23 protein-coding genes are annotated in these 24,764 nt (G+C 60.5%); 9 read left to right on the plus strand and 14 right to left on the minus strand.

Translation table 11 applies throughout. The features are described 5' to 3' along the window. Positions 1-5 precede the first annotated feature (5 nt). The 7 genes from LDZ21_RS19775 to mdcH are packed head-to-tail and all read left to right on the plus strand — an operon-like array spanning position 6 to position 4,834. Positions 6-314 (plus strand): malonate decarboxylase subunit delta, encoded by a 309-nt coding sequence (locus tag LDZ21_RS19775; RefSeq protein ID WP_244796395.1) that lies wholly within the window; start codon positions 6-8, stop codon positions 312-314. Between the two features lie 3 nt (positions 315-317). Then, positions 318-1,169: a biotin-independent malonate decarboxylase subunit beta gene (locus LDZ21_RS19780; protein WP_244796396.1), complete on the plus strand. Its 852-nt coding sequence runs from the start codon at positions 318-320 to the stop codon at positions 1,167-1,169. After that, positions 1,166-1,981: a biotin-independent malonate decarboxylase subunit gamma gene (gene mdcE / locus LDZ21_RS19785; RefSeq protein WP_244796397.1), complete on the plus strand. Its 816-nt coding sequence runs from the start codon at positions 1,166-1,168 to the stop codon at positions 1,979-1,981. Before LDZ21_RS19780 ends, mdcE begins: the two co-directional genes overlap by 4 nt. Before the next feature lie 59 nt (positions 1,982-2,040). Continuing rightward, complete coding sequence (gene madL, locus LDZ21_RS19790; protein ID WP_035966631.1) at positions 2,041-2,436, plus strand: malonate transporter subunit MadL; 396 nt, start codon at positions 2,041-2,043, stop codon at positions 2,434-2,436. Positions 2,437-2,450: 14 nt separating this feature from the next. Continuing rightward, on the plus strand, positions 2,451-3,218 hold the full coding sequence (madM, locus tag LDZ21_RS19795; RefSeq protein ID WP_244796398.1) for a malonate transporter subunit MadM: 768 nt from the start codon (positions 2,451-2,453) through the stop codon (positions 3,216-3,218). Positions 3,219-3,236: 18 nt separating this feature from the next. Beyond that, positions 3,237-3,899, plus strand: a complete 663-nt coding sequence (locus LDZ21_RS19800; protein ID WP_244796399.1) for a malonate decarboxylase holo-ACP synthase — start codon at positions 3,237-3,239, stop codon at positions 3,897-3,899. After that, a complete protein-coding gene (gene mdcH / locus LDZ21_RS19805) occupies positions 3,896-4,834 on the plus strand; it encodes a malonate decarboxylase subunit epsilon (protein WP_244796400.1) in 939 nt (312 codons plus the stop codon). The genes LDZ21_RS19800 and mdcH overlap by 4 nt, the downstream gene beginning before the upstream one ends. Positions 4,835-4,838: 4 nt before the next feature. On the opposite strand, the gene LDZ21_RS19810 is transcribed toward mdcH, so the two are convergent. The 14 genes from LDZ21_RS19810 to LDZ21_RS19870 all read right to left on the minus strand — a co-directional run bounded on the left by LDZ21_RS19810 (position 4,839) and on the right by LDZ21_RS19870 (position 20,168). Next, a complete protein-coding gene (locus LDZ21_RS19810; RefSeq protein ID WP_244796401.1) occupies positions 4,839-5,750 on the minus strand; it encodes a LysR family transcriptional regulator in 912 nt (303 codons plus the stop codon). Between the two features lie 676 nt (positions 5,751-6,426). Next, complete coding sequence (locus LDZ21_RS19815) at positions 6,427-6,918, minus strand: hypothetical protein (protein ID WP_244796402.1); 492 nt, start codon at positions 6,916-6,918, stop codon at positions 6,427-6,429. After that, a complete protein-coding gene (locus tag LDZ21_RS19820) occupies positions 6,870-7,130 on the minus strand; it encodes a PAAR domain-containing protein (protein WP_244796403.1) in 261 nt (86 codons plus the stop codon). The genes LDZ21_RS19815 and LDZ21_RS19820 overlap by 49 nt, the downstream gene beginning before the upstream one ends. A 1,527-nt stretch (positions 7,131-8,657) precedes the next feature. Then, a complete protein-coding gene (locus LDZ21_RS19825; protein ID WP_244796404.1) occupies positions 8,658-9,800 on the minus strand; it encodes a hypothetical protein in 1,143 nt (380 codons plus the stop codon). Beyond that, positions 9,797-10,336 carry a hypothetical protein gene (locus tag LDZ21_RS19830; RefSeq protein ID WP_244796405.1) on the minus strand — a complete coding sequence of 180 codons (540 nt, stop codon included), beginning with the start codon at positions 10,334-10,336 and terminating at the stop codon, positions 9,797-9,799. Before LDZ21_RS19830 ends, LDZ21_RS19825 begins: the two co-directional genes overlap by 4 nt. After that, positions 10,257-10,886, minus strand: a complete 630-nt coding sequence (locus LDZ21_RS19835; RefSeq protein WP_244796406.1) for a M23 family metallopeptidase — start codon at positions 10,884-10,886, stop codon at positions 10,257-10,259. Before LDZ21_RS19835 ends, LDZ21_RS19830 begins: the two co-directional genes overlap by 80 nt. Positions 10,887-10,961: 75 nt before the next feature. Continuing rightward, a complete protein-coding gene (locus LDZ21_RS19840; RefSeq protein WP_244796407.1) occupies positions 10,962-11,363 on the minus strand; it encodes a DUF2345 domain-containing protein in 402 nt (133 codons plus the stop codon). Continuing rightward, a complete protein-coding gene (locus LDZ21_RS19845) occupies positions 11,345-11,836 on the minus strand; it encodes a hypothetical protein (protein ID WP_244796408.1) in 492 nt (163 codons plus the stop codon). Before LDZ21_RS19845 ends, LDZ21_RS19840 begins: the two co-directional genes overlap by 19 nt. Positions 11,837-12,305: 469 nt before the next feature. Then, positions 12,306-12,566, minus strand: coding sequence for a PAAR domain-containing protein (locus LDZ21_RS19850; RefSeq protein ID WP_244796409.1), 261 nt, complete (start codon positions 12,564-12,566; stop codon positions 12,306-12,308). 28 nt (positions 12,567-12,594) lie between these two features. Beyond that, complete coding sequence (locus tag LDZ21_RS19855; RefSeq protein WP_244796410.1) at positions 12,595-13,065, minus strand: hypothetical protein; 471 nt, start codon at positions 13,063-13,065, stop codon at positions 12,595-12,597. Continuing rightward, entirely contained in the window at positions 13,062-15,437 is a 2,376-nt protein-coding gene (locus LDZ21_RS19860; protein WP_244796411.1) for a hypothetical protein, read from the minus strand. The genes LDZ21_RS19855 and LDZ21_RS19860 overlap by 4 nt, the downstream gene beginning before the upstream one ends. 73 nt (positions 15,438-15,510) lie before the next feature. Beyond that, entirely contained in the window at positions 15,511-17,883 is a 2,373-nt protein-coding gene (locus tag LDZ21_RS19865; RefSeq protein WP_244796412.1) for a type VI secretion system Vgr family protein, read from the minus strand. A gap of 764 nt (positions 17,884-18,647) precedes the next feature. Continuing rightward, entirely contained in the window at positions 18,648-19,190 is a 543-nt protein-coding gene (locus LDZ21_RS31425; protein ID WP_425306863.1) for a PAAR domain-containing protein, read from the minus strand. 300 nt (positions 19,191-19,490) lie between these two features. Further along, positions 19,491-20,168 (minus strand): CBS domain-containing protein, encoded by a 678-nt coding sequence (locus tag LDZ21_RS19870; RefSeq protein WP_244796413.1) that lies wholly within the window; start codon positions 20,166-20,168, stop codon positions 19,491-19,493. A gap of 192 nt (positions 20,169-20,360) precedes the next feature. Between LDZ21_RS19870 and ptsP the strand changes: the two genes are divergently transcribed. Together ptsP and ptsG are read left to right on the plus strand one after the other, a co-directional pair. Beyond that, positions 20,361-22,898, plus strand: coding sequence for a phosphoenolpyruvate--protein phosphotransferase (ptsP, locus tag LDZ21_RS19875; RefSeq protein ID WP_244796414.1), 2,538 nt, complete (start codon positions 20,361-20,363; stop codon positions 22,896-22,898). Positions 22,899-22,942: 44 nt separating this feature from the next. Beyond that, the gene (gene ptsG, locus LDZ21_RS19880; protein ID WP_244796415.1) at positions 22,943-24,733 is read left to right on the plus strand and encodes a PTS glucose transporter subunit IIBC; all 1,791 of its coding nucleotides are present in this window, start codon (positions 22,943-22,945) and stop codon (positions 24,731-24,733) included. Positions 24,734-24,764 lie beyond the last annotated feature (31 nt).

Here is a 24,764-nt window from a genome sequence, read left to right on the forward strand (position 1 = left end):
CCCATATGGAAAACATCGTCCTCGAATTCCCGGCCGGACAGCCCGCGCAAGGCCGCGCGCTGGTGGGCGTGGTCGCGTCGGGAGACCTCGAAGTCCTGCTCGAAGCGAACACCGCGCATCGCACGGTGGTGAAGATCACGACATCTGTCGATGGCAAGGGCCGCCTGTGGGAAGCCGTGCTCGAACGCATCTTCGGCGACGGCTCGCTGCCCGCCGCCAAGCTCGAAATCAACGATGCGGGCGCGACGCCCGGTGTCGTGCAACTGCGCATCGGGCAGGTGTTCGAACAACTGAAATCCAACGGCGGAGCATGAATCATGGACGCACAGCAATTGCTCGAACGCCAGAGCTTCATCGAACTCGATGCACGCAGCCGCGCGAAAAAGCTGCTCGATGAAGGCACGTTCACCGAACTGCTCGATCCGTTCGAGCGCGTGACGTCGCCGTGGTTGGCGCGGCAGAACATCGTCACGCAGTCGGATGACGGCGCGGTCGTCGCGAAGGGAACCATCGACGGTCAGCCCGCCGTGGTGCTCGGCATCGACGGCGGCTTTCAGGGCGGCAGCATGGGCGAGGTATCGGCGGCGAAGATCGCGGGCAGCCTCGAACTCGCCGCTGAAGACAACCGCAACGGCATCCCGACGCGCGCCGTGATTCTCTTCGAGACGGGCGGCGTGCGCCTGCAGGAAGCCAATCTCGGACTCGCGGGCATCGCGGATATTCACGCGGCCATCGTCGATTTGCGGCGCTATCAGCCGGTGATCGGCATCACGGCGGGACCTATCGGATGCTACGGCGGCATGTCGATCGCGGCGGGGCTGTGCAGCTATCTGATCGGCACGCGGGAAGCGCGGCTCGGGCTCAACGGGCCGGCCGTGATCGAGCAGGAAGCGGGCATCGCCGAATTCGATTCGCGCGACCGTCCGATGATCTGGAGCTTCACCGGTTGCGAGCAGCGGTATCGCACCGGACTGATCGACGTCTTCACCGCCGACGACGCCGATGCGATCCGCGCCGCCGTCATCGACCTGTTGCGCGCCGGACGTCCCGAAGCCTGTCGCAGCGAACGCGTGGCCGGCTTCCTCAAGCGGCTCTCCGAAATCGATACGACGGCGCAAGCCACGCCGCAACAGGCAGCCGCCATCTATGGCAAGGGATTCGAATCATGAGCACACGAGAGCTTTCGAAACGCGGCGCGGTCTGGCTCGACGCGCTGACCTACAGCGCGCCGTTGCAGCCGGGCTTTCCGCCGTCGGTGCGGGTGGCGGATGCGCGCATCGGCGATGATCCCGCGCGTTTCATCGCGGTGGTGCCGGACCCCGACAACCCGTTCCCGCGCGCACGCAACGGCGAAGTGGGCCTGATCGAAGGATGGGAACTCGCGCGCGCGGTGCGTGAAGTCATCGATGCGGACGCGAAGCGCGATACGAAGCGCGCGATCGTCGCCGTCATTGATGTCGCGAGCCAGGCGTACGGGCGTCGCGAGGAAGCGTACGGCATTCATCAGGCGCTCGCCGCCGCCGCCGATGCTTACGCAAGCGCCCGCCACGCCGGGCATCCGGTGATCGGGCTGATCGTCGGCCGCGCGATGTCCGGCGCGTTTCTCGCGCACGGCTATCAGGCGAACCGGCTGATCGCGCTCGCCGACCCGCAAGTGATGGTTCACGCGATGGGCAAGGAATCCGCCGCCCGCGTGACGCTGCGCACCGTCGCCGATCTCGAAGCCTTCACCGCGCACGTGCCGCCGATGGCCTATGACATCGACAACTTCGCCTCGCTCGGCTTGCTGTGGAAGCTGCTTTCGCCCGCCAACGCCGATGCCCCCGCCGCCGCCGATCAGTCGATGGTCGAAACCGCGTTGAAAGCCGCCCTCGACGACATTCGCGCCGATTCGTCACGCGGACTGGAAAGCCGGCTCGGCAGCCCGCATCGCGCGGCTTCGGCCACGGTTCGCCGGAAGTTGCGCGAGGCATGGCGCTAACGCTTCGCCCTTGAACATCGGCTCGTCAGAAGCCAATCCGCACACCTCAGGAGACGGTAATGATCATCTATGGAACTGCATTGCTCGCGTTCTGCCATCTGGCCGGACTCTTTCTGGGCGATCTGCTCGGCACCGCAATAGGCGTCAAAACGAACGTGGGCGGCGTCGGCATCGCGATGCTGCTGCTCATCTTCCTGCGGCTCTATCTGCACAAGAAGGGCTGGTTGCCGAAGGAGACGGAAGCGGGCGTCGGCTTCTGGGGCGCGATGTACATCCCGGTCGTCGTCGCGATGGCGGCCAATCAGAACGTCGTCGCCGCGCTCAAGGGCGGGCCGGTCGCGCTGTTGTCGGCACTCGGTGCGGTCATCGCGTGCGCGGGCTGCATCGCCGTACTTTCACGCACGGGCCGCGACAGCACGTCGTTCGCCAATGCCCCGAAGCTCGAAGAAATCTGAACGCGGAGACTGCCATGTTTCAAATGATCGATAAGGTTCTGATCCACAACGGCCTCGTTACCGCGTTCGCGCTGGTCGGGCTCATCATGTGGGTGTCGTCGGTAATCTCGAAGAAGCTGACGTTCGGGCGCGTGCATGGATCGGCGATCGCCATCGTGATCGGCCTCGTGCTCGCTTACGTGGGCGGCGCTTTCACGGCCGGTCAGAAAGGGCTCGCCGATCTGCCGCTGTTCGCGGGCGTCGGGCTGATGGGCGGCGCGATGCTGCGGGACTTTGCCATCGTCGCGACTGCTTTCGAAGTGCAGGCGACCGAAGCGCGCAAGGCCGGGATGATCGGCGTCGTGTCGCTGCTGCTCGGGACGGTGCTGCCGTTCATCGTGGGCGCGAGCATTGCACACGCGTTCGGCTACACCGACGCCGTCAGCATGACGACGATCGGCGCGGGCGCGGTCACGTACATCGTCGGTCCGGTGACGGGCGCGGCGATCGGCGCGAGTTCCGACGTCATCGCGCTCAGCATCGCGACGGGCCTCATCAAGGCGATCATCGTGATGATCGGCACGCCGCTCGCCGCCGGCTTCATGGGCCTGCGCACGCCCCGCTCCGCGATGATTTTCGGCGGGCTGGCCGGCACCGTGAGCGGCGTGAGCGCGGGACTGGCTGCGACGGATCGCCGGCTCGTGCCTTACGGCGCGCTGATCGCGACGTTCCATACGGGCGTGGGCTGCCTGCTCGGGCCGTCGCTGCTGTTCTTCGCGACGAAAGCGCTGATGGGCGCGTGAGGCGCCGGGAGACTCGTTGTGTCGATCGATCGTGAAGCGCCCCGCCCGCACGACCTCGTGTGGATCGAAGACCCGGAAGACATCGTGTCCACATCGGCGATGCCTGCGTGGGCCACGCGCGAGTGGCTCTCGATTGCGCCGGCCGTCGTGCGGCGCGAGGCGGTCGAGCGCGGCGTCGTGCCGATCGGTCTGCGCGGGCGCGCGCGCAACGAGCGCTGCGCGGCCTTCGTGAATGTCGAGCGCATCGTGCGATGCGTGACGCCGGAAGCGCTCGCCGAGTCACGCGGATGGCTTGCTGCCGACGCTGTGCTCGCGAACTTGCCCTGCATGCGCGCGCTTGCCTTCGCCGCGCCCGAACTCGATGCGTTGCAGTTGACGTGGGGCGTGACGGGCAGCGTCGGCTTCGCGCTGGCGAGCGGCGTAAGCACCTTGAGGCAGGACAGCGACCTCGATCTGCTGCTGCGTGCCGATCGGCCCCTGCCGCGCGACGGTGCGCACGCGCTGCTGCCGTCGTTGCTGTCGCTATTGCAGGCCGCGCCCGCGCGCATCGACATGCAGGTGGACACGGGCCACGGCGGCTTCGCGCTCGCGGAGTGGGCCGGGCAATCGGGGCGCGTGATGCTGAAGACGGGGCGGGGTCCGTTGCTCGTCGCGGATCCGTGGGCGACACACGCATCATGAGCGTTCTCTTTACGTTCCCCGGTCAGGGCTCGCAACGCGCCGGCATGCTGCACGCGTTGCCGAACCATCGCGAAGCAGCGCGCACGCTCGAAGAAGCAAGCGATACCCTCGGCTACGATGCGCGCACGGTCGACGACGCCACCGCGCTGCGCTCCACCGTGTCCGTGCAGCTTTGCCTGCTGATCGCGGGCGTCGCGCAGGCGCGGGTGATTCAGGCTCAGGGCCACGAACCTGACATGGTGTCCGGACTGTCGATCGGCGCGTATCCCGCCGCGGTGACGGCCGGTGCGCTCGCTTATGCCGACGCGCTCAGGCTCGTCGCGTTGCGCGGCCATCTGATGGAGGATGCGTATCCGCGCGGATTCGGGATGACGGCGATCGTCGGCCTGACCCAGCGCGCGCTCGAACCGCTGATCGCGCAAGTGAACAGCGACGCGGAGCCGGTCTTTCTCGCGAACATCAATACGCCGACGCAGATGGTCGTCGCCGGTAGCGATGCCGCGATGCACCGTCTCGCGGTCATCGCAACCGAACACGGCGCGCAACGCTGCGAGCGTCTGGAGGTCGCGGTGCCGTCGCATTCCGCCCTGCTGGATGCGCCCGCCGCCACCCTCGCCGATGCGTTCGAATCGGTCGATGTGTGCGCGCCGCGCATCGTGTATCTCAGCAGCAGCGCGGCGCGGCCGCTTTTCGATGGCGGGCGCATCGCTGCCGATCTGGCCGGCAACATGGCGCGGCAGGTGCGCTGGCACGACACGATGAGACTCGCGTGGGAGCGCGGCGCGCGGCTGGCCGTCGAGATGCCGCCCGCGAACGTGCTGACGCGCCTCGCCAGCGATGTGTTCGCGCAAGGCATCGCGGTGAGTTGCAGCGAGACATCGCTGGACGATGTGGGCGCGCTCATCGACAGGGAGCGCGCGCAGGACCAGCGTTGAAGCGTCAATCGACGTTGCGCGTGCGCAAGCGGCAGACGGCCATCAGCGCGAGCAGGTTCGGGTCGCGTTCCCGCGCGCGCAGGAAGCTGACGCCGATGGTTTGCCGCATCAGATATTGCGGCTTGAGCGGGATGAATTGCACTTTGTCGCCGAAGACGCCGCGCACGCGTCCGGGCAGCAGCGTGTATCCGACGCCGCCGCTCACGAGGTTCATCAGCGAGAAGATATCGCCGGTTCGCACGGTGACGTTCGGCTCGAAGTCCGCGACGCGGAACGCCTCGACGAAGCCGTGATAGGTCGCAAAGCCTTCGCCGAGCGAGACGAAGTTTTCTTCGCGGCAGTCGCGCAAATCGACGGCTTCCTGGTTGGCGTAGGGGGAATTGGCGGGCGCGGCGAAGAAGATGTCGTCTTCGAAGAGCGGGATGGATTCGACTTCCGGCTCGGCATCGGGCAGGGCCATCAAGGCGGCGTCGATTTCGCCGCGCTTGAGCTTGTCGATCAGCAATTCATTGGACCCGAGCACGAGTTCGACTTGCAGCGTCGGCCTGCGCACCTTGATATCGACGACGATGCCCGGCACTGTGCGGATGGTCAGCGAGTAGAGCGAGCCGATCTTCAGCCGGTCGGAGGAATAGCCGGCGGCTTCGCGCGTCGCACGGATGCCGTCGGTCATCAGCGTGATGACTTCCTGCGCGACATCGGCGAGCATTTGGGCGGCTTCGGTCGACTTGAGATTGCGGCCCTCGTGACGAAAGAGCGCGCAGCGCACGCCCTGCTCGAGCGAATGCAACGCCCGATGCACGCTGACCGTGCTCACGTTCAGCGCCTCGGCCGCCTTCGCGAGATTGCCGGTCTCCATGAACGCGAGCAGGACTTCAAGCTTGCGGAAGGTGATTTCGTCGTCGATTCGGGGCATGGGGGTCGAGGCGGTGCGAGCGGAAACGGTTGATTATCGCGGGATGAGTGGCGAGACGGAATAGCGTTTATCCCGCAGGGTTTTGTCCGTGCGGGGAGGCGCGCGGGGCGGTCGCCATTGGGCGAATAGCCACCTGGAGCAGCGTGTCGAATTGCCTTCGGGCATGAGACGCCTTTCGACTGTTCGCCCCCTTATCGAGTCGCTCACTCGTTCGGTTGGCTACAGCAATGGTTCGGGCAACGCGGACTAAACGTCACCTCTGCTCGCTGGCCGCCCTCCTCCGTTAAGCTGTTTATCGATTCGCGTTGTGCGTACATCCGACCTTGCACGTCCCAGGCATCGGGTTTCAGGCCGAATGGTTCTATCGCTTCGCGTACGTGTGTGGCTCGAATTACGGCTAGACGTTGAGCGCGCGCCTCAGTCGGCTCCGCGAGGCCACTAATGGAGATGAAATCCACGAAAAAGAAGCGTTTTATCCGTTGTGCACGGTTCGATACGCGCGCCAGTTCGCTAACCGAAATGCGATCCGAGTCGCGTGAGAACGACACGTCGATGTACTGCCCCGCTGGTTTTCTGAACCTTCGCATGCTTGTCTAGTAGAGACGGCAAACAGAAGCGTCAGCCAAATAGCGTGAATCAGCATAGACGCAATAACCCGCGACGCTGTCCGCATTTCTCATTGCCAGTCGAGGTCTTGTTGCCCCCAGTCACGCAGGAAGCGGGTTATGGTGTATTTCTCATCTCGCGTTGCCATAGTGTACTGACCGCCAAGCGGCAGGCAGTAGCCAACGCCCAGGACCTGCAAAGGCTTTTGTGCTGTGCCGAGCCGCTGCGCTAACCATCGACTGCGATGCTGGTTCCTAAAGTGCGCTCGGAACCACAGCCCTTCGTACCCTGCGCGCTCAATGCCGAATAGAAGCATCGACACGCCGTTCGGAACGCCAACGACCCAGAACCAGAACCATGCACCGCTCGTTGGCTCAGTTTTCGGCCAGAACGTAAGCACAATGGCAGTGCCGAGTACGCCACAAGCCAGCCAGATGCAACACCACCACGGCCAGAACCGTGGACGGCGCGGATAGGCGCTGGTGCGTTCGGCGGGAAACAGATCAACCGGTATTACGCAATATTGACGTTCTGCAGCGATGAAATTAGCGCGCAGCCACACACGCAACGATGGCCGTTCATGGCGAACCATTTGCCGTCGCGGTCGGGGAACTTCTCTAAGCCTTCGTCGATCGAGGTCGGGCCGTGTAGGTCGCAGAGCGCTTCGTCGCCCTTGCGGGCGAGTGGGCCGCCCATGAAGTCGGTCCACGGTGAACCGCCGGTCACTTCGCCGCCGTACTCGAGTTTGTCGCCTTTGCGGATGGGAGATTTCATTTTGCCTCGTCCGCTTTACAATGCTGCCTCTGAAAGTCAGGTTCCGATAACGGATCAAATGACTTGATTTTCATTGTTCTCGTGTCAATGATATCGAAACCAAATCGACTGGCCACGAAAATGAAACGGGGATCATAACCGACTTTGACCTCATAGATTCCACCGCCATATGTTTTTCTAAGTAGTCTGCGAGGTTTTCCTTTTGTGACGAAGATTGAAAGAATCTCCGATTGAGGGCTTCTTTGATCCAACTTAGCTGCCAAACCATAAACTATCAGTAACTCGCTTGTCGAGTCGAACACGCCTCCTACACTATCGTGATCAATCTTGACTGATCCACGTTTTTTGCCCGCGCGTTCGAGAGTCAAGATATTTGGATGTTGTGCCGATACGAGCAGACACTCGCCCGTCACATGATGTGACAGTGCTTACCTTTACATTTCCCGAAAACGCCAGGGCAACAACTATTAAGAGAAATAGCTTCAAACGGAGTCTCCTAATACCTTAAACGCATCTTGAGTTTCTTGCCATCGCTTGGGCGGACTAGTAGTGTCGAAAGCATTCACGATCTTTGTGACAGCTGTTGACGACGCGCTAGAAAATGGCTTGTCCGCTGCAACATGAATTTTGTAGTGGGCGCAAAAGAAGCCAGCGGTGTCGACGCAGGAATGATTGTCATTCCCCACTCTTTCGGGATCGTTTATCACGGGACCAGGCATCGGAAGACCATTAATCTTCTTCGTAACCAAGCATGATCATATGCCCTACCGTCGAGCCATCCTCTGTACACCCAGTATTCTGAATAATTAAACCTTCCCGTAAGCTGCTTAAACCCTCGCCCCCGAAACTTGACTCCGTCGCCTGGATCCGTATTTGCAAGAGCCGCTTATAAGCATCGAAATTTCCTGCCCAGGTAAGCTGCTTTTGCGACTCATGAAGGCGGTCCACGGAGAACCGCCGGTCACTTCGCCGCCGCGTCCGACTGTCGCCTTTGCGGATAGGGAATCATAACCGCGCCAAATCGACTTACTTATATGCGCTGGAACAGTCGATATTTTTGCTCAATTTCTTACTCGCCGTTAAATAGCATTGTGTCGGCCTGTAAATTTTTTCTTTCCTGCTCCAAACGTAAATGACATGGATCTCCGGATAACCTGGTGATGCTTGGGTAGATGTTTCCCAACTCTCTGGCCGCCGCCGCCTTCCTTTCTCAATTACCGGCGTAAGGCTGGCGACAGGTGGCGACGTTAGCACAACGCACCACATTCCCTTCTCGCGCTTTCGAACACAGTGCGAGATATATTTGTTCCGGAGGTGCGATCGCCAGCAAGAACCATCTCACTGCCACCGAGGTTGACATCATTTCGAAAAATGTTGTCGTCAGATAAATAGTCGTTTCCGTATATCTTTGCCATCCCATCTGCGACTTCGTTGTAACACTCGCCGTAATGTGAGTCCGTCCACGCTTCAGGCAGGTTCAACGTACCAACTGCAATAGCAGGTCCAGTAACAATAAGACAGAGAAGGCTAAGGAATCTGTGGCACATGATTAATCGCTACGTTTAGGGTGTAAGGGACGACGGTCGGTGGAAACGTTCGACAAAGGACCGGGTTACCCGGCGGAGCTAATGGCGGGTAGCTCAAAACTTGTGAACTCGTTCCCATCGGAACATCAAGAACGGTGTCGGCCAGTAGTGCTGCGAATTGCTGGCGCTCCTTGTAACCATTGCCACCGCCGTTGATTAACCAGCTGATAAAGCTAATGAGTAAGGGCGAAACACTGATGTCCGCGGCGCGATTGATATTGTTTGTCCCACGGAACGTCTTCGATATCCAGTACATCGCGGATGACTCAGCCGCATGCATGAGATCTGCAGCGACAATTCCGGGATCAAACAGCGGTGCGCAGCGCCGAGCGGGCGCACCGTCTGACCAAAAATGGGTCGACGTTGATGTAATCCGAGGGTCGGAATATGAGCCGCCACCATGATTCGGTATGCATCTGTAGTTCTTATATTTTTCGTAATTCTGTGGCCATGTCAACTGAAGGTAACCTCGCCCATAAAACGGACCGTACACGTGACCATGTCCAAGAGAATCTTCTGTCATCGTCCGAAGGCAGCCCGTTTCGATATAGGCTTTCGCGAGAAAGTGCAGCAACCGATCCGCTCGACCATTTAAGCAGCGTCCGAATACATAATTCACATAGACGTGGTGATTGCATGCCCTGCTATAGGCAGTATCCCAGTCGATGTTCGCGGAAATAGACGATCGAGGCAAGCACCTCGCGAGTTCAATCGAACTCAACCACCCACACTTCCTAAACTGCCGAATAAACGCCAATGGATGGAAGTACCAAAGCTTCTGTCCAAGTTGAAACCCCGTCTTATCCCAGAACTGCAGGTCTCCGAGGTATTTCAAGAACTTGTCATAGCCGGTTTGATTGCCGTGATAGAACTCGCCATCCTCAAGCAGTTTCGTGAAGCGGGTCTCGTTATGGAACTTGTCCCACTCGCTCGGCGCTTCGCAGATAAATCCGCACAACTGCCGACGCACCTGATCACTGGTCCGCACGTAGCGTGAGAGCGCATCCGCCTTCTGCCTTTCCGTGGTCTGCGCCCGCTCTTCAGGCGTCTCATGCCCCTTCTCATCGTGCAGCAGTCTCTTCAACGCCTCGACGTCGCACATCCCGTCGTCGCTAAGGGTGTGTTGCCTTCGCTGATCTTCTGCCAGCTCATAAAGAACGGGAAATCGGCGTCGGACAGTTTCTTGATGGCCGAGCCGTTGACATCGATGTAGCCCTGCTGCCCGGCAGCGTATGTCACTTTCAGCCACGTAGCGCGAGCTTCACCAGCTAGAGTAGCGGGTGTCGACAAGATGCGCCCGAAGCGCTCCAGTTCATAACCGTCGCTTGCGCACGTGGAATAAAGATTCTTTGCGCGATTGTACAGGTCGTACTCATAGTCCTTTTCTTCGACCGGCTGCGTTGTGAGCAGCGTACGCGTCCCATCGCTCGCAATACTCCATACATTCGTGTACTTCGATCCTTTGTTGAAGTACATCTCCACCGCCAGCGGCAGCGTATTGCTACCTTGCTGGCACGGCGCAAACTCGATGCCATGAAGTTTATTGTGGCTGTCCGTCCCCGGCGGCAGGCGATTGAAACTCTGGCCTGCCGGAATGAGGAAGTAGTATGCCCCCAGCAATCCGAACTCGTCGCCGAAGGCGGTGCGGTATTGCCCAACTGGGTGTGGCCGAAATACGCATCGAAGTCGTCCTTCTCATGAAGATTTCGAAATGCAGGTATTTCAGACCCTGGTACTGCCCAAGAAAACCCAGCACGTCCTTACGCATGACGCGCTTTCCACCACCCGCGAGCGCAGGCGCAACTTGACCGGTAGCTACCTGCCCGGACGGCATACGTAAAAATGCCGGCAACTTACTGGCGTCATGCCCGAGCGACTGATACTGCGCCAGCGACAGCAGATGCATATAGAGCGAATAGAACGTGATCGTGCGACCATCGCCTGTTTCTGTCTCATGCCTGAGCAAAACGAAGCCTGCATTGCTTTCGTTCGTATCGATCGGATTCTGGCACACGCGATACGCCACTACCTCGCCATCGGCGATGGCGTACACGTTGGCCTCATCACCGTGCATGTTCGGCGCCAGATGCACGCCGCAATGCCAGCGCCGGTCGTGCGCCACGGGGTAGATGCCATGCGCCAGTTCCAGATCGTCGATGAGATCCATCATCGGATCCGGCTTCGCGTTATTGGTCGAAGTCAGACCTGCTGGAAGGAGGAAGGGAGGGCTAATGATCATTATCGTTTAATGCGTATGGGAGTACAGGTCGTCCGTCTTGAGTTCACTTTGCGGCAAGCGCGGCAACGGCGTCGCAGCATTACCCGGCCCCTGGAACGTGAACGACGCCGCCTTGATGACGAACGCGCCTGGACAGTTGAACGTCATGTTGCCGTTCTCGATCACCAGCGACGCCCCGCCGCTGTTGAGCGTGATCTTCGATTTGGCCGCCACCTGCACCTCCGCGCTTTCGCTGGCCATGCGCAATTGCTGTTGCGCGAACAGATCCATGCCGCCCGTTTGCGCGGCGATTTCAACCGGCCCTTTCGCCGCTGTCAGTCGCAGCCCGAGCTTGTGCGCACAGAGAGAAATCAGATCGCCCGCCACCATGCGCAAGCGTCGCGTGATGCTCACGTCCATGCTGGCCATGCGATGCCGGCGACCGGCCTGTGCAGTCGGGCGGCTACCGTGACGGATGCCGGCCAGCGGAAAAAGCCCGGCGCAAGCAGGATGGCCACGCAACCTTCGGTGCTTTTTTCGGGCGGTCCCGCTTCGTGCCAGGCAGTCGCCACAATGAGTAGCGGACGCCGCTCGTTGGCATTCAGCCACGCATCCGCCACTATTAGGCCGTCCGACGCCGGTGCGGCTTGCACAGCGAGGGGCGGTAGATTCGCCCTTCGCAACGCGTCGCTTACCTGCGCCAAATAGGCTTGCTCTTTGCCCGGCGGAGCCAATACGCGAACCTGCGGCCACCAGACAGTTTCGTAGCGCGTCAGGACGAGCACGCTGTCGGCGAGTGGCTTGAGCGCTTCGGCCATCTTCAGGGTGAGCAACGAAACCTGTTTTGCAGATCTTTCTGCATCACGGCGTGGCTCGCTGTCGTCTGGAAGATCGTTGTCCATGGGATCGTCGATCAGCCAACCCGCTCCTTCAAACGCGCGTGCTCGATGAGACCCGGACCGGTGCGGGGAACTTGTGAAACGGGCAATCGTACTCCAGCTTCGATCACGCTCGAAAGTGACTGACCGCTAAGCGGCAGGCAGTAGCCGACGCCGAGGACCTGCAAAGGCTTTTGTGCTGTGCCGAGCCGCTGCGCTAACCATCGACTGCGACGCTGATGCGCTCGGAACCACAGCCCTTCGTACCCTGCGCGCTCGATGCCGAATAGGAGCATCGACACGCCGTTCGGAACGCCAACGACCCAGAACCAGAACCATGCACCGCTCGCTGGCTCAGTTTTCGGCCAGAACATAAGCACAATGGCAGCGCCGAGTACGTCACAAGCCAGCCAGATGCAACACCACCACGGCCAGAACGGGGGACGGCGCGGATAGGCGCTGGGGCGTCCGGCTGGAGACAGATCAACCGGCATTACGCAATATTGACGTTCTGCAGCGATGAAATTAGCGCGCAGCCACACACGCAACGATGGCCGTTCATGGCGAACCATTTGCCGTCGCGGTCGGGGAACTTCTCTAAGCCTTCGTCGATCGAGGTCGGGCCGTGTAGGTCGCAGAGCGCTTCGTCGCCCTTGCGCGCAAGTGAGCGGCCCATGAAGTCGGTCCACGGTGAACCGCCAGTCACTTCGCCGCCGTGTTCGAGTTTGTCGCTTTTGCGGATGGGAGAATGCATAAACCAGTAGTCCGAATCGTTGTGGGTTTCAGTTGTGCAATGACACGGTGCGAGAAAAAATGAATTTTTGGCCGTTCCACAAGTATTGATTCAGCGAATAGTCCGGGTTATCCGGATCAGTAACGCTGTATTCAAAAATTGTTGGGACTCCCGCTTTGTTGACTTTAACCTTAATTCCTGCTCCATATGAGACAAATTGGAACGCATATTCGCCACGCTTGCTTGCAAATACACCCGTATATGAATTGGCTGCCGTCAAAGTGGGTTCAACGAGGCAAACCGAAAAGACCTGCCCATGATATAAAACTTTAAATCTTTCAAATTTCAAACCCCTCTTGAAATCCTCTATGGAGCATGAATCACTCGCGCAGACAAATCTTTTCATATCTGCATCCCCATGAAGCTTCTCGGCCATTTTCTCGCGTTGATCATTAGTTCCGCATGCGGACGCCTGTCCAAACAAGCATAGGAACGCGATAAATATGTAAATATGTTTCATGGCCGCTGCTTCTCCAAGGAGATCTGAATCGTGTGCGTCGTGGGCATATATTTTTTCTTCGGGTGGTGCGTGACCGGATCTAGGACCGGATTTCCCCCCGCGTCAAGCACAGGCTCCTGAGCTGAATTTCTCCGCCACACAAAGGATAGGGACTCTGAAGAACCTCTCTCAATCGAATCTAACAAGATATATTTAATGTAGATGAACGACTGCAACCTATGCTCAAGACCATTAATGTTCTGATTCGCAACGTTGCCGTTAGTGGATCTAGATGCTTGAATTGCCGTCTCAAGCTGCAATCCGCCCGTATCGGTTATCTTGATGGTATTCGTGCCTGTGGCGGTCATAGTTTTGCAAGTCCAATATAGACAGGCGCTATCCGCACAATTATGCCGATTGAAAGCCGAATTTGTATTGGCGAGGAGTACATCGGGGTTCCACCTGAGACTAGCGAATTTTACGGGAACATTCGGGTCGATTGGAAATCTCCTAAATTCACCGTATTTTGAGTAATTCGGCATGTGCGTAAGCTGAATCAAACCCCGACCGTAGTAAGGGCTGTAGGGCCTATTCTCCCCATAATATTCCCGCACGGCTTTGAGCCACCCGGACTCCTCCATTAACTGAGCGAGCATATGAGCAGCTCTCTCCTTTGTTGCGCTGATGCGGTATTTGCGCAGCGCCAAGTTCAAATCCAACTTCCAAGCATTACCTTGCAGCAAGGCATCATTCCACGCATTTGTTAGTCGCACAAATTGCGTGCCGCTCAGCGACCGTATCGATCGTGGGATACATTGCGCGATTTCTTCAGCGGAGAGCCATTCGCATCTCCTGAAAAGCCCAATAAACGCCAATGGATGAAAGAACCAAAGCTCCTTCCCAGCGAGCGGTGTCTTATCCAGAAACTGAGACTTGCTCAGAAACGCGAGGAAATTCGAGTAACCATAGGGATTGGTCGGCGTCTGCTTACCAAAAAAACCATCAGGAGCTTTCAGATCTCGATAACGGTCCTCATTGTCGGACGGGTCCCACTCGCTTCGAGCTTTGCAGATCAGCCCCTTCAGTTTGGGACGAACGCCGTCCGCATGACGCACATACCCCGCAAGCTGCTGGTTGGCATGGTCGGCGTTGTTCTTGTCGTACTCCAACGGCTGCACCATGCCGGCAGTCGTCTGTGGGTCCGCTACGCCGGTTACACGACAAAGCTCATCGTATCCGCATAGTCCATTTTCCCTGAAGGGCGTGTTGCCATCATCAATCTTTTGCCAATCTTTGAAAAATGGAAAGTCGGCGTCAGACAATTTGATGACTGCGTCGGGCGCAACATTGACGTAACCCTGAGTGCCAGTCTCGTTGAATGGCACTGCAATCCAGGTGGCAGGAGCCGCTCCAGAAGCGACCGGATGCGAGAGAATGCGCCCAAACCGCAGCATTTCATAGCCATCGCTTGGGCATGCCGAATAGAGAGCCATTGCGCGCTCATACAGGTCGTACTCGTACTGCTTGGTGTCGCTATCGTAGGGATCTGCAATAGGACTAGGCGTTAGCAGAGTAACCTTGCCACTATTGCCGCGGTCGATCCAGGCCTTCGTATAGCGCCGCCCTTTGTGGAACCATGCCTCGACATACAACGTGTCATGTTGACCGACTGAGCCGCCGGGCACACGCGGAAACCACCTGTCGCCCATGCCCGCCGGCTGCGCCGCCAATTCCACTGGCCCCTTGATAATGAAATAGGAATGTCCCCAGTAGTCAGTCGAGGTGGGCTGAATCGGGCGCTTCTCGCCTAATTGAACCTTGTGCCCGGCCTGCTCGAACCACGACGTGAAGTCACCCGTGGTCATGAAAATCTCGAAGTGCAGATGTGGCACGCCCTGATGCTGCCCCATGTAGCCAAGAATGTCCTTGCGATATACCTTCTTCGTTCCACCCGGCAGAACCTTCCCATCGTTGCCGCCTGATGTGTCGAGCAGCCACTTCGGCAACGCATTCGCCGATCCTGTCTCTGGAGGATTGGTCGGCTGCGGAACGATTCGCTGCTGACCGTTCATGTCCAGCAAGTGCATATAAAGCGAGTAGAACGTGATCGTTCGCCCCTCACCCGTATCGGTCGTGTGTTTGAGCAGCACAAAGCCAGCGTTCGAGTTTAATTTGGGATGGCCGGTGGTTGCGTCGATCGCGCCGTCAGAGATGGCGTTTTGGCAGACCCGATACGCTACGACTTCGCCATCGGCGATCGCACGCACGGGCTCTGCGTGGCCCGCGCCCTGCGTGCCCGGATTCAAATGAATCCCGCAGTGAAAACGTCGATCGAAGGCAATCGGATAAACGCCGTGATGGCCAATCTCGAACTCGTCGACAAAGTCCATCATGGGGTCCGGCCTCGACGCATCGTTAGACGTCAGGCCGGAAGCGGGTAGAAATGGAGGGCTGATAATCATTGTTTTAGTGCGACGACGAATACTGGTCTGAAATTTTCAGGCTACTTCTTGGCAGCGATGGCAACGGCGTCGCAGCATTACCCGGCCCCTGGAACGTGAACGACGCCGCCTTGATGACGAACGCGCCTGGACAGTTGAACGTCATGTTGCCGTCCTCGATCACCAGCGACGCCCCGCCGCTGTTGAGCGTGATCTTCGATTTGGCCGCCACCTGCACCTCCGCGCTTTCGCTGGCCATGCGCAATTGCTGTTGCGCGAACAGATCCATGCCGCCCGTTTGCGCGGCGATTTCAACCGGCCCTTTCGCCGCTGTCAGTCGCAGCCCGAGCTTGTGCGCACAGAGAGAAATCAGATCGCCCGCCACCATGCGCAAGCGTCGCGTGATGCTCACGTCCATGTCCTGGCCTGCCGTGACGATCACGCTCTCGCCCGCAGAATGCTGGACCGATTTCGGCGTGACGAAGCCCATGCCGCCCGGCGCGCTGGCCAGCAGGCCCGCATCGCGAAGCTCGTTCAATCCATCCAGCAACGCCGATTGCGTCGCACGATCCGCTGCATCGCCCTGGGCCTGTGAGGTCGCGGCCGCCAGATCCGTCACACGTTGCAGCGCAGCCTTCAGTTGCGCCACCGCAGCGGGCATCTCCAGATGCGGCGTGTCAGCGCCAGCCGCTGCGTCAGCGGAGAAAAACAGACCTTTTGCTGCGCGAACGGTCGCCCAATCCCGGCTGGTAATTTCGACGCCGGTCCCACGCGCAAGCTTCTTACTATCGAGCAGATACCCGAGGTTCACCGCCGACTGACCATGGACCGTGGCAATACGCGCGCTCTCCTTGCCCTGCAAGTCATTGAACACGGTTTCCGCGCCACGCAACGGCGAACGCCAGATCGCGTAGCTGAACATCGCGTCTGCGCCATGCACGACATCGGGATGGGAATAGTCGTGCAGCGCCCCGGAAATATGCATGCGGTCCACATCGCCGTGCGCTCCTTCCAGCAAAACCTCTGTCGATGGAAGCAAAGGCGCGTGAAAGCCGCCCTGATACGACGACGACGGACGCAACAAGCGCAGGTTAAGCACCTGCTTTTCGACGCTGTCCGAGCCTTGCAAAAACTTCGGCAACACGGGATAACGCCCGTGTTCGTCCATGCATCCGTAGGGCGAGCTATCGAACGTAGTCACCACGCCGACAACCGGACCGCTCAAAAAACGCCAATGCTTCTCGTAATCGAACTTCGGACGGTAGACCAGATGCGCGGGCATCGCCTTGAACCGGTTGTGCGCCGGCTTCGTGCGGCTGCCCTTCATGATCATCGACTTGATCACGAACCCGTATGGGGCGATGGGCGACTTCGTATTAGTCAGCTTGACCACCACGCCCGGCAGGAGCGCCTTCACGTTACTCGTGCCACGAACCATGAGCTGACGGGAAACTTGCTCCTCGCGCCGAATCTGCGCCCGAGCGTTGCCTCCTTCCTGCGTCAGATGGAATTCCGTGCTTCGGTTGATCTGACCGAACACCGAGCGGTCACCGTCCTCGTCGGACACACATGTTGCGGCCCGCAGCGGCTCTTCCGGCGTGCGATAGTTGCGCTCCCACAGTTCGATCGTCTCCGGCACCAATGCGCGCTCGCCATCGAGCGTCAGGATCGCCTCGTGCCAGTTGTTGTTGAGCCCGGATGCCGGTAGCAGCGGAACGTCGATTGAACGCACATAGGCGCGCGGGTTGTCCGCAAAGACGATCGTGTCGAGCTGGCCGTCCTTGCCGCGCCCTTGTTTGTAGTACCAGACGATCCCGTTGCGTCGGCAATGGCGCGCGATAAACGCCCACACGGACTCTTCGTACATCACGACCTGTTCGAGCTTCTCTTGCGAACCTTCCAGCTTGAACTCGACATCGACCGCATCGAAGTTCCTTCGGTCGACCAACAGTTCTGTGACAATTTCCTGAAAGGTCTTATCGACGAAGCGCCGGGACCCGTGCACGCGCTTGCAGAGCGCAGCGAACCGTGGTTCGATGCGTAATTTATAGGCAGACTCGTCCCGGCTCGTGCGGATGCGTTTCCAGCGGGTGACAACGCCATTGAAGGCCGCCGCATCATGATCAACGGCATCGACATAGTTGACTGAGGGCACCGTGACGCGCTCGTCGATATGCAAACCCGCGCGGCGTCCGACACAAAGCTTGCCGTCGATGTCGAGCTGCGACGAAGTTACCGTGACATCCACGACGTAGTCTTCGCAAAAGCCAGAACGCATCTTGAATTTGAGCACGTCAAGATCGAACTCATGTGTTCCGATCCAGATGCTCATGTGCTGACTGAGGCGCGCGCTTGGATGACGCAGCGCGTCGATCAGCGGTTGGATCACAGCACTCATACGGCAACCTTTCTTGTTCAGAGCAACGACGTAAGATCGTTGTACGCCCATTTTTTTTGACCTTGAATTTAGGATTACGTCGTATCCAGGTCAATGCCTCGCATGATCCGCGTATTGAAAACCCTACACTTCGGTGAAAATTGGTGACGAATCACATGCAGCAGATGTATCAAGGCCGATTCGCGTGATAAGCGAGCGCGCCTAAGCAGGCCGAAATACGATTGCCAAACATCAATTACTTGATTGGACACGGTGCTTTATGGCTGCTTGTACTCAAGGCTCCGCCGACTGAGACAGCCGCCTCGCTCGGTCAACCTTCGCCTCGGGCACGGTGAGCGTACCGCCGTGGCTGCTGCAGAAGCGCGGATGGATAGCCATTACGTGCGTAGCAGTGTCCGGCTGACATACATGTGCACCAAGACCATCCGAACGCGGATGAGGCACGCAACCAACAGCACGGTCCGCATCGCTGTCGTTTCTCACAACATTGTGGGGGCAAAAGTTGGCAATGACTTCGCGGACTTTCTTCAGTCCGTCTAGCAGATGCGACAGCGTTGCTTCGTCATTCTTTCCAAACCATTGAAAGACTCGTGTCTTCTCCCAGCTTCCCGGTGTATTAGTGCTGCAATTCTCGCGTCAAGCAACTGAAGAGCTTCGGCTTGCGCGTTTCTGAAGACTTGGCGAAACTCCGCGTTGGTCATATTCGGGCAAATCGACAGTGACTTCATGTGTCGATCCCTCCTTTGCGTTGGCCGTAGCAGTCGCTACTGGGAAAACTCTTGCTTTGCCATTCGCCTCACGCCCCTGCTATTCAAGTCGAAGTGTATCGGGGCCATCCGCCCGGATTCGGTTCGTCCGCCCTGCGGCGTCTGTCCGTCCGCTTGCGATAGCCGCTCCATATGCAAGCACTTGATACGACACGTCCGCCAACGGCTTTCCACTCGATGCGTCGCGCAGGACGAATTGTTCGTCGTATGCTGCCTGTCCGCCCTCGATTGAGACGCCGTCATAAGTGAATCCCATCGTCGCCAGTTCGTTGCCTCCGAATGATTCGAACATTGTGTCTTGCGAAGCGAGCATTGGCATGCACAACGATTACCGTCCAGTGCCGCGTCTTTCCCCAAGAACATGGTTGGTCGTCGCGGGCCGCGGGGAATTAGTCGACCAGTAGCCCCACAAGCGTGGCAGTCGACTGCCGCGCCGAGATAAGTCAGCGCAGTGCCTTCATGTGTCGTGGTCGGATCGCCTTCGCGCACGAATCCGCCGGCAGACGACATGTCGCCGAGCTTCAGAAAGTAACGTCTCATGCTTCGATTGAAATATGAAAACCCGCCTGAATGGCGGGTTTGAGGGATAATTTATTGCAATGCGACCGCATCAGAACAACCCGTAGAGGCTACATGGGTCACGACACTGTTGTATGGCTTTTGGTAAACCTTCGCTTTGCAATCCTTGTTAATCAGCAATGAATCGCGGATCACACCGCACAGAAATCACGATCGAATGTAGTCCCAAACGATTCACAACGAAGCAGCAAAGTAATCGCAATCGTTCGGCAGAAAAGGACGTACCTCTAGCCACCGGCATCGCCAACCTACCGCCGAACGTCACTCCCCCTCCCCAAAATGCGTCACCACCCCCCGCACCCCCGCCACATTCTCCGCCGCGACCCTCAGCGCATTCCCCTCTTCCACGCTCTTCACAGCGCCCCATAAATGCACCGTCCCCTGCTCGACGACCACACTCTCGCGTGCGATCGCCCACGGATGCCCTTCCATCGCCAGCAGCACCGCGTCACGCAACGCGGCGTCGTCGCATTCGCCGGCATCGGGCGGACATGGCGTCCTCGTCACCAGCGCGCGAATCAAATTCGCCCGGCTGATCACGCCGACCACCCGGCCATCGCGCATCACGGGCACTCGCTTGATATGCCGCCGCGCAAAGAGATCGGCGATGTCCCCGATCGGGCACGATTCGGTGATCGTCGCGACGTCCGTCGACATGACGTCCTTGACCTTCCGCGCGTGCTCCTTCACGTACTGACTCGCCATGTCGCGCGCCGACGGCAGCATCTCCAGCCACCACGCGCGGTCCTTCAGCCCCGTTCCAAGCTCCGCGCGATGCATGAGATCGCCCTCGGTGACGATGCCAAGCAGCTTGCCCTCCTCGTCGATGACAGGCATCCCGCTGATGCCCGCGAAGACCATCGTCCCCGCCGCGTCGCGCACCGACATTTCAGGACTCGCAGAAATAATTGACTTCGTCATGATGTCGGATGCTTGCATGTCTGGCTCCATCGAAACCGAAAGGACATCGAACCGGAAGAAAATCGATTCCTACGTTATACGCATTCGATGCGCAAAACACGAATCTTTTGCCTATGATTCGACTCAGGATCGTGAAAGCACTTTGCAGGCATCTTCCAGTACGTCTCACGTCCGCGACTCCGAACCGTCCGCGGCCAAGGAGTCGTTCCCATGAAAGCTCCGCAGCGTTCGACGCGGGTCGCGCTGATGGCGCCGCTCTCCGGCGTCATGGTCCCGATTGAATCCGTGCCCGATCCGGTCTTCGCCGAGAAGATGGTCGGCGACGGCGTGTCCATCGACCCGGTCTCCGCCGAACTGCTCGCTCCTCTCGCCGGCAAGATCACCCAGCTGCATCGCGCCGCGCACGCCGTCACCGTGACGGGCGACAGCGGCATCGAAGTGCTGATCCACATCGGCCTCGACACGGTCATGCTGCGCGGCGAAGGCTTCACGGCGCTCGTGCACGAAGGCGACACGGTCGAAACCGGCCAGCCATTGATCCGTTTCGATCCGCTCTTCGTCGGCGCAAAAGCGGTGAGCCTGCTCACGCAAATGGTCATCGCCAATGGCGAACTCGTGACGCGCTACGAACCCGCGACAGGCATCGTCACGGCGGGCAAGGACGTCGCGCTGTCGGTGGAGTTCGTCGGCGCGGCGCGGGGCGCATCGGGCGACGGCACGGGCAAAGCCGTCGTCTCCGATGAAGTGGCGCTGCCGAATCCGGCCGGGCTGCACGCGCGGCCCGCGGCGGTCGTTGCGAGCGAAGCGAAGAAGTTCAAATGCGACATCCGTCTCGTGCGCGGCGGCGATAGCGCGAACGCGAAATCGGTCGTGTCGATCATGAAGCTCGTCACGCGCATGGGCGACAAGGTGCGCGTCGAAGCCACCGGTCCCGACGCCGGAGCCGCCGCCGCCGCGCTCACCGCCCTGCTCGCCGCCGGCTCGGGCGAGAAAGCCGCCGATGCGCCCGTTCCAAGAGCAGCAGACGCAGGCGCGCCACCCGCGCCCGACGTGCTGCGCGCGACGCGCACCGACGCGAACGAATTCACGGGCGTTTCAGCGTCGCCGGGGATCGCGGTCGGCGCCATCGTGCAGTTCCGCCAGGAAGTGATCGATGTCGCCGAAACCGGCGAATCGCCGCAGCGCGAGCGCGCCCGGCTCGACGCCGCCCTGCACGACGCGCGCCAGCAGATCGAATCACTGAAGCTCAAGTTGAGCGGCCCGAAGGCGCAGATCATCGACGCGCATCTCGAACTGCTGGACGATCCCGATCTCAACGATCTCGCGATCGCCGGCGTCAGCGCCGGCAAAAGCGCGGCCTTCGCGTGGCGCGAAGCCTTCCAGCAACAAGCCGCCAGCCTCGAAGAGCTCGACGATGCGTTGCTGCGCGAACGGGCAAGCGATATCCGCGATGTCGGACGCCGCGTGCTCGCGCTCATCGCCGGGGTGAAAGAGGCGCGCATCGGCGTGCCGGCCGATTCGATCCTCGTCGCGGAGGAGTTGTCGCCTTCGGATACGGCGTCGCTCGACCGCGAAAAGGTGCGCGGCTTCTGCACGACAACCGGCGGCGCGACGAGCCACGTCGCCATTCTCGCGCGCTCGCTCGGCATTCCGGCCATCTGCGGCATCGACGAAGATGCGCTGCAACTTGCCGACGGCACGCTCGTCGTGCTCGATGGCTCACGCGGCATCTTGCGCCGCAATCCGGACGCCGCGGAACTGAAAGCCGCACGCGACGGCATCGCGCGGCAGGCGGCGCGGCGCGAACAAGAGCAGTTGGCCGCGAGCAAGCCCGCCATGACGGCGGACGGTCACCGCGTGGAAGTGGCCGCGAACATCCGCAATGCCCAGGAGGCGCGCGATGCCGTCGCGGCGGGCGCGGAAGGCGTGGGCCTGTTGCGCTCGGAGTTTCTTTTCGACAACCGCGACACCGCGCCGAGCGAGGACGAGCAGGCCGCCGCCTATTGCGCCGTGGCCGAAGCGTTGGGCCGCGAACGGACGCTCGTCGTGCGAACGCTCGATGTCGGCGGCGACAAACCGCTTTCCTATCTGCCGCTGCCGCACGAGGACAACCCGTTCCTCGGCTTGCGCGGCGTGCGCGTGAGCCTCGACCGTCCCGACATGTTTCGCACGCAACTGCGCGCGATTCTGCGGGCGGCGTCCATCGGCAAGCTGCACGTGATGTTTCCGATGATCACGACGATCGAGGAAGTGCGCGCGGCGCGGCAGATGTTGCGCGAAGAAGCGGGCGATCGCGCGAGCGAGGTGAAGGTCGGCGTGATGATCGAAGTGCCGGCCGCCGCGCTGATCGCGGAGCCGCTCGCGCGCGAAGTCGACTTCTTCTCGATCGGCACGAACGATCTGACGCAATACACGCTCGCGATGGATCGCGGTCATCCGAAGCTCGCCCGGCAAGCCGACGCGCTGCATCCGGCCGTGCTGCGGCTGATGCAGATGACCGTCGAGGGCGCGCACCGGCATGGCGCGTGGGTCGGCGTGTGCGGCGGCATCGCATCCGACGCGATGGCGGTGCCCGTGCTCGTCGGCATTGGCATCGACGAGTTGTCGGTCAGCGTGCCCGCCGTCGGCTCGATCAAGGCGCAGCTTGCGCGCTTCACCCTCGACGAAGCCCGCACGCTCGCCGCCGATGTCCTCGCGCTCGGCACGGCCGCCGAAGTCCGCGCACGTCTCGCGCCTTACGCGGGCTGAAGCGCGTCCACACGCCATCCTCGTCCCGATCCGGAGCGATCGCCATGTTCAAGAATGCCTTCGGCGTCGTGCAGAAAGTCGGCAAGTCGTTGATGCTGCCCGTTGCCGTGCTGCCCGTCGCGGGTCTGCTGCTCGGCCTCGGCGCAACCGATTTCCACGGCCACGTGCCCGCCATCGTGCTCGCGCTGATGCGCAACGCGGGCGATGTCATCTTCGCGAACCTGCCGCTCATCTTTGCAATCGGCGTCGCGCTCGGCTTCACCGAGAACGACGGCGTGTCGGGCATCGCCGCGACCATCGGCTTTCTCGTGATGACGGCGACGCTCGGCGTGATCGCGAAAGCGCAGGGCGTCGAGACGGACACCATCATGGGCATTCCGTCGATCCAGACCGGCGTGTTCGGCGGCATTCTCGCGGGCGGGCTCGCCGCCTGGATGTTCAACCGCTATTACAAGATTTCGCTGCCGCCCTATCTCGGCTTCTTCGCGGGCAAGCGCTTCGTGCCGATCGTGACGGCCATCGGCGCTATCGTGCTGGGCGCGATCCTTTCCGTCGTATGGCCGCCGATCGGCGGGCTCATCAAGGCGTTCTCGCACTGGGCGGCGGTGTCCGATCCGCGCATGGCGGCGACCATCTACGGTTTCGTCGAACGGCTGCTGATTCCGTTCGGGCTGCATCACATCTGGAACGTGCCGTTCTTCTTCGAAGCCGGCAGCTTCCTCGATCCGGCGACAGGGAAGATCGTCCACGGCGACATCAACCGTTTCTTCGCCGGGGACCCGACCGCCGGCATCCTCTCGGGTGCTTTCATCTTCAAGATGTTCGGCCTGCCCGCCGCGGCAATCGCCATCTGGCATTGCGCGAAGCCTGAAAAGAAAGTCGCGGTCGGCGGCATGATGGTGTCGGCGGCGCTCACGTCGTTTCTGACCGGCATCACCGAGCCGATCGAGTTCGCGTTCCTGTTTGTCGCGCCGGTGCTCTATCTGGTTCATGCGTGCCTCGCGGCGCTGGCGCAGTTCGTCGCGAACACACTCAACATGCACATGGGCTTCACGTTCTCGCAAGGGGCCATCGACTTCGTCATGTTTAACCTGATCGGCAACAAGTCGACGCACGCCTGGTACGTCTTCTTTCTCGGTCCGATCTATGCAGTGATCTACTACGGCGTGTTCCGCTTCTTCATTTCGCGCTTCGATCTCAAGACGCCCGGCCGCGAAGACGATGTTGCCGACGCTGCGTCACCCGGCGCTGCGCCCGGCCCCGGTGGACGCTCACGCGATCTCGTGCTCGCGTTCGGCGGACGCTCGAACATTGCGAGCCTCGACGCGTGCATCACGCGCTTGCGCATCACCGTCGATAACCCCGCGCTCGTCGACGATGCCAGGCTGAAGGCGCTCGGCGCGGCGGGCGTGCTGCGCATGGGCAACGGCGTGCAGGCGATCTTCGGCCCGCTCTCGGAGAACATGAAGACGGACATGCAGGAATACATGAAGACGGCGGGCAGCGAGGCGGATCTCGCGCCTGCCGATGCCGCCGCCGCAGCCGCGCCGCCCGCCACGGCAACTGCGACGGCCGCCGCGTCCCCGGCCCTCGCGATGGCGGATATGCCGGCGCGCGCCGAACGGATTCGCGCGGCGCTCGGCGGTGCGGGCAACATCGGCTCGCTCGATGCGCTCGCGCTCACCCGCCTGCGCGTGCGGCTCGCGGACCCGGCGCGGCTCGACGCCGCCGCGCTCCGCTCGGCGGGCGTCCCGGCGACACAGCCGTTGACGAACGGCGAGATCGATTTGATCGTCGGACTTGGCGCGGCTGATCTCGCAGGCGCGATGCGCTGACACAGGGACACGCCCACAGAGCAGCGCACGG

The sequence above is a fragment of the Caballeronia grimmiae genome (assembly GCF_022879615.1).
Classification (GTDB): domain Bacteria; phylum Pseudomonadota; class Gammaproteobacteria; order Burkholderiales; family Burkholderiaceae; genus Caballeronia; species Caballeronia grimmiae.

Coding starts and splice junctions, on each gene's coding strand:
- LDZ21_RS19775 (WP_244796395.1), top strand. CDS start 6: ATGGAAAACATCGTCCTCGAATTCCCGGCCGGACAGCCCGCGCAAGGC.
- LDZ21_RS19780 (WP_244796396.1), top strand. CDS start 318: ATGGACGCACAGCAATTGCTCGAACGCCAGAGCTTCATCGAACTCGAT.
- mdcE (WP_244796397.1), top strand. CDS start 1,166: ATGAGCACACGAGAGCTTTCGAAACGCGGCGCGGTCTGGCTCGACGCG.
- madL (WP_035966631.1), top strand. CDS start 2,041: ATGATCATCTATGGAACTGCATTGCTCGCGTTCTGCCATCTGGCCGGA.
- madM (WP_244796398.1), top strand. CDS start 2,451: ATGTTTCAAATGATCGATAAGGTTCTGATCCACAACGGCCTCGTTACC.
- mdcH (WP_244796400.1), top strand. CDS start 3,896: ATGAGCGTTCTCTTTACGTTCCCCGGTCAGGGCTCGCAACGCGCCGGC.
- LDZ21_RS19810 (WP_244796401.1), bottom strand. CDS start 5,750: ATGCCCCGAATCGACGACGAAATCACCTTCCGCAAGCTTGAAGTCCTG.
- LDZ21_RS19820 (WP_244796403.1), bottom strand. CDS start 7,130: ATGAAATCTCCCATCCGCAAAGGCGACAAACTCGAGTACGGCGGCGAA.
- LDZ21_RS19835 (WP_244796406.1), bottom strand. CDS start 10,886: ATGATGGATCTCATCGACGATCTGGAACTGGCGCATGGCATCTACCCC.
- LDZ21_RS19840 (WP_244796407.1), bottom strand. CDS start 11,363: ATGGCCAGCATGGACGTGAGCATCACGCGACGCTTGCGCATGGTGGCG.
- LDZ21_RS19845 (WP_244796408.1), bottom strand. CDS start 11,836: ATGGACAACGATCTTCCAGACGACAGCGAGCCACGCCGTGATGCAGAA.
- LDZ21_RS19850 (WP_244796409.1), bottom strand. CDS start 12,566: ATGCATTCTCCCATCCGCAAAAGCGACAAACTCGAACACGGCGGCGAA.
- LDZ21_RS19855 (WP_244796410.1), bottom strand. CDS start 13,065: ATGAAACATATTTACATATTTATCGCGTTCCTATGCTTGTTTGGACAG.
- LDZ21_RS19860 (WP_244796411.1), bottom strand. CDS start 15,437: ATGATGGACTTTGTCGACGAGTTCGAGATTGGCCATCACGGCGTTTAT.
- LDZ21_RS19865 (WP_244796412.1), bottom strand. CDS start 17,883: ATGAGTGCTGTGATCCAACCGCTGATCGACGCGCTGCGTCATCCAAGC.
- LDZ21_RS31425 (WP_425306863.1), bottom strand. CDS start 19,190: ATGAGACGTTACTTTCTGAAGCTCGGCGACATGTCGTCTGCCGGCGGA.
- LDZ21_RS19870 (WP_244796413.1), bottom strand. CDS start 20,168: ATGCAAGCATCCGACATCATGACGAAGTCAATTATTTCTGCGAGTCCT.
- ptsP (WP_244796414.1), top strand. CDS start 20,361: ATGAAAGCTCCGCAGCGTTCGACGCGGGTCGCGCTGATGGCGCCGCTC.
- ptsG (WP_244796415.1), top strand. CDS start 22,943: ATGTTCAAGAATGCCTTCGGCGTCGTGCAGAAAGTCGGCAAGTCGTTG.